This window comes from Streptomyces sp. (assembly GCF_031178505.1).
GTDB lineage: Bacteria > Actinomycetota > Actinomycetes > Streptomycetales > Streptomycetaceae > Streptomyces > Streptomyces gulbargensis.
In genome coordinates this window covers 1-4,427 of record NZ_JAPSIW010000590.1, presented here as the reverse complement: position 1 = coordinate 4,427, position 4,427 = coordinate 1, and the positions used below count along the sequence as shown (strand labels likewise).

Below are 4,427 nucleotides of genomic sequence, written 5' to 3'. Positions count from 1 at the left end.
CCGTGAGTCCGGCTCGGGCGCCCGGAGGCGAACCGAGCCTGGAAAGGAGGGGCGAGTGAGCCGGAGGGTGCGCCGGGGGAACGGTCGCGAGCGCGCGCAGGCCCGCGAGGGACGAGCGGGTCGAGCACGGTCGGGGCCGTGAGTCCGGCCCGGGGCGCCCGGAGGCGAACCGAGCCTGGAAGGAAGGGGCGAGTGAGCCGGAGGGTGCGCCGGGGGCACGGCCGTGAGCGCCCGCGGGCACGAGGGGACCGAGCACGGTCGGGGCCGTGAGTCCGGCCCGGGGCCCCCGGAGGCGCCCCGGGCCCGGGACGTTCAGCTTCCGGGTGCGGCGGCCGGGCCGCTGTCCGTCTGGCGGAGCCACGGCACGCGGGCCGAGTCCGCGAGCCGGACCTGGGTGTCGTCCCAGGTGCCGTAGCGGGGGTTCACGTCGATGTCGAGTTCCCTGGAGGCGGCGGAGAAGACGTCCGTCAGCTTCTTCTGGCCCTCGGGGGTGTCGGTGGCGCCCAGCTTGGCGGCGATCTTGTTCATGAGGACGTTGCGCCGGACGACCTCGTCGATCTGCCCGGGCGCCACGCCCTGCTGCTGGAGCAGCATCGCTTCGAGCCGCTCCTGCCCGCCGCTCTCGCGGACGAAGGCGGCGCGGGTCTGCTGGAGCTCGGCGCGGGTGACGGTGACGCCCTGGTCGCCGGCGACCTTCTCCACGACGCGGTCGAAGATCATGCCGTTGAGCGTCCGGCGGCCGAGGTCCCCGGTGGCCCTGAGCAGTTCGGCACCGTTCGGGGAGGCCTCCTGCGCGGCGCGGACGTCCTTCACCTGGGCCTGGAGGCCGGCGACGTCGATCCGCTGGCCGCCGACGATCGCCGCCGCCCCTGGGTGGGCGTCGCTGCCGCAGGCGGTGAGCAGCGGGGCCGCGGCGAGGATCGCGGCGGAGACAGAGAGCGCAGTGCGGCGGTGCAAAGGAGCCTCCCGGGCTGGTCGTGCGTCAAGTTGGACGACCTTGCGGTGATCGATGGTAGGGAGTCGCCGGGGCCGTAGCCACTACTTCGGAGCGACTGTTTCCCACAACGACCCACCGGTCCGCCGGGTGTCGGCCCGTCCCTCGTGTTCCTGGCGTCCCGTCTCGGTCTCGGCGACGAGGTAGTGGGGCCGCCGTTTCACCTCGTAGTAGATGCGTCCGACGTATTCGCCGATGAGGCCGACCATGACCATCTGGACGCCGGCGAGGGCGGTGACGGCGACGAGGAGGGTGACGTAGCCGGGCGTGTCGACGCCGTTGAGGAGGGCGTCGGCGACGATCCAGGCCGCGTGGGCGACGGCGAGGGAGACGAGGAGGAGTCCGAGGTAGACGGCGGCCCGCAGGGGCTTGTTGTTGAAGGAGAGCAGGCCGTCGAGCCCGTAGTTGAGGAGCTTGCCGAAGGTCCACTTGGAGCGGCCCTGCTCGCGGACGGCGTTCTCGTAGGCGAAGGTCGTGGTGCGGAAGCCGACCCAGGAGAAGAGGCCCTTGGAGAAACGGTTGTACTCGCCGAGGCCGAGGAGGGCGTCGACGGTGCGGCGGGAGAGGAGCCGGAAGTCGCCGACGCCGTCGACGAGTTCGACGTCGACGAGCCGGTTGATCGCCCAGTAGTAGAGCCGGGCGGTGAGGGTGCGGGTCACCCGGTCGCCCTCGCGGGTGCGGCGGGCGACGACCTGGTCGTATCCCTCGGCGTGCAGGGCGACCATGCGGTGGACGAGCTCCGGCGGGTGCTGGAGGTCGGCGTCCATGATGACGACGGCGTCGCCGGTGGCGTGCCGGAGTCCGGCGAGCATGGCGGCCTCCTTGCCGAAGTTCCGGCTGAAGGAGACGTAGCGGACGCGGCCGGGGTCGGCGGCGGCGAGTCGCTGGAGCAGCGCGAGGGTCCGGTCGCGGCTTCCGTCGTCCACGTAGACCAGTTCGAACTCGCCGTCGAGACGGTCGAGTTCCTTGGTCACATGGTCGTGGAAGCGGTCGAGGACGTCCTCCTCGTTGAAGCACGGGACCACGATCGAGAGCAGCACGCGGACCACGACAACGGAACCCGGTGACCCGGCCGGTCCGGGCGGATGGCGGGCAGGCGACCATTGCGTGAACGGGCTCGCGGACCGCCTGTTTCCCGCCCGTTCGCTGACATATTCGACTCGTCATGCCGAAGTCGAACATCACCGAGCCCGCCGGTGCCCGGCCCCTCCTCCCGTCCGCGCTCGCCGCCGCCCTGGCGGTGGCGGCCGTGTGCGGCGGGGACGCGGCGGCCCGGGTCTTCCCGTTCGGGCCGCGCCGCCGGGCCGTCAACGACCTCGCGAACCAGTTCGTGCCGTACCACGCCTACCTCTGGGACCTGCTGCACGGCCGGGCGCCGGGCGGCGGGTTCCCGCTGGACTGGCGGGCGGGCTGGGGCACGAGTTTCCTGCCGGACCACGGCACCTATCTGTCGAGCCCGTTCGCTCCGCTGGTGGCGCTGTTCCCGCGCGGGGACGTCGAGTACGCGGTGTACGGGCTGACCGTGCTGAAGACGGCGGTCGCGGCGGCGGCCATGGCGTTCCTGCTGCACCGCGTGTACGGGCCGGGCCTGCCCGCGCGGTGGTGGCCGGGTGTCCTGGGCGCCGCGTACGCGCTGTGCGGCTGGTCGCTCGCGGAGGGCACGTACAACCCGATGTGGCTGGACGGTCTGATCGCCTTCCCGCTGCTGTGTCTGGTGGGCGAGTGGGTGCGGGAGGGGCGCCGGCCGCTCCTGGGGCCGCTGACCGTCGCCGTCTGCTGGTGCGCGAACTTCTACACCGCCCACATGGCGACGCTCGGCGCGGCCCTGGTCCTGCTGGTCCGTCTCGCGACCGGTCCGGCCGGGCGGGACGTGAGGGTGCCCCGCGTCCTGGCGCGGGCCGTGGTGACCACCGTTGTCGGCGCCGGTCTGGCCGCGCCGGTCCTCGTCCCCGTCCTCCTGGGCTCGCTCCACGCCCACCCGGGCGTGGAGCGGGAGTTCGTGCCGGTGGCGGGCGCGGACGTGCTGGCCCGGCTGTTCCCGGTGACGTACAGCTTCGCGACCCCGGCGGTCTTCGTGTGCACGGCGGTGCCGCTGCTCGTGGCCGCGCTCCTCTTCCGCCGGGACGTGCCGGGCCGGGAGCGGTGGCTGTGGCCGGGGCTGTGCGCGGCGGTCGTCGCCTCGACGCAGTGGGGGCCGACGCATCTGGTGTGGCACGCCTTCGCCACCCCGAACGGCAGCCCCTACCGGCAGACGTTCGTCCTGGCCGGTGTCCTCGTGCTGGCCGCCGGGGCGGCGCTCGCCCGGGGGCTGCCGGACCGCCGGGCCCTGCTCGGGGGAGCGGCCGTCGTGCTCGTCCTGGCGGCGGGCGCGCTGCCCAGCGCGCTGCTGACCCGCTGGGCGCTGCTCCTCGGGCTCGGGGGTCTGGCGGCGGTGGCGGGGGCGCTGCTGCTGCCCCGGCGCGGGCGGTACGGGCTGCTCGCCGCGTTCCTGGTGGCGGGCACCCTGGTGGGGCAGGCCGCCGCGACCACCGCGCACGCCGACCGGGAGCGCCTGGCCCGCCTGGACGACTATCCGCCGTGGGGGCGTGAGCACGCGCGGCGGGCGGCGGCGCTGGCGGCGGCCGACGGCTGGCCCGCGTACCGCACGGATCCGGGGCTTCCCCGGGTGGCGGGCAACGATCCGCTGCTCCTGGGCGGTCAGGGCGCCGCGTACTACAGCAGCCACACCCCGGCGGTCCTGACAAGGACGCTGGCGGCGCTCGGCGGCGGCTGGACCTCGCGCGGCCGGAACCTGCTGACCCTGGACAACCCGGTGACGGACGCCCTGTTCGGGGTGGGGGCGCGCTGGCGGGACGGCCGGGTGGTGCGTACGGACACCTTCCTGCCGCTGGTGACGGTACGGCCGCCGGGTCCCGGTCCCGCCTACGGCCCCTCGCCGTTCCGGAACCAGGAACTCCTGCTGGGCGCCCGGGTGTACGACGCTCCGCGCGCCGGGGCCTGTCCGGTCGGCAGCGAGGTGTTCCTGTGGGCGCCGGACGCCACCGGCACGGCCCGGCTCGGCACCAACGCCCCGGTGCGGCTCCTCGGCGGCCGGCCCAAGCGGCAGGCGGCCCTGGTCTCGCTGGGCGTGCAGCGGGTGGCGGGCGGGCGGCCGGTGGGGCCGCGCGGTGAACAGGGCTGCCTGGACCACGGACGGCTGCGGGCGGCGGTGGCGGCGCTGCGCCCCCGGGCGGCGGTCTCGGTGTCGCCGACCGCGCACGGGCTGCGGGCCGTCCTGCCGCCGGGCGCGGAGGGCGGCACGGCGGTGGTGGCGGCCCCGCGCATCGCGGGCTGGAGCTGCGCGGGGGCCCCGGCGCGGTCGTACGGCGGTCTGCTCGCCGTCCCGGTGGCAGCCGGGCAGACGTCGGTGAGCTGCTCCTTCCGGCCTCCGGGC

The 4,427-nt window shown here is 75.0% G+C and carries 3 protein-coding genes; 1 reads left to right on the top strand and 2 read right to left on the bottom strand.

Going from position 1 to position 4,427, the window contains the following annotated elements; translation table 11 throughout:
- Nucleotides 1–312 precede the first annotated feature (312 nt).
- Together RIF68_RS28440 and RIF68_RS28435 are read right to left on the bottom strand one after the other, a co-directional pair.
- Entirely contained in the window at nt 313–957 is a 645-nt protein-coding gene (locus RIF68_RS28440; protein ID WP_309054159.1) for a SurA N-terminal domain-containing protein, read from the bottom strand.
- A gap of 81 nt (nt 958–1,038) precedes the next feature.
- Nucleotides 1,039–2,034, bottom strand: a complete 996-nt coding sequence (locus tag RIF68_RS28435) for a glycosyltransferase family 2 protein (RefSeq protein WP_309054158.1) — start codon at nt 2,032–2,034, stop codon at nt 1,039–1,041.
- Nucleotides 2,035–2,159: 125 nt separating this feature from the next.
- Here RIF68_RS28435 and RIF68_RS28430 point away from each other — a divergent pair.
- A partial coding sequence (locus RIF68_RS28430) for a YfhO family protein (RefSeq protein ID WP_309054157.1) occupies nt 2,160–4,427 on the top strand: 2,268 nt, incomplete at its 3' end.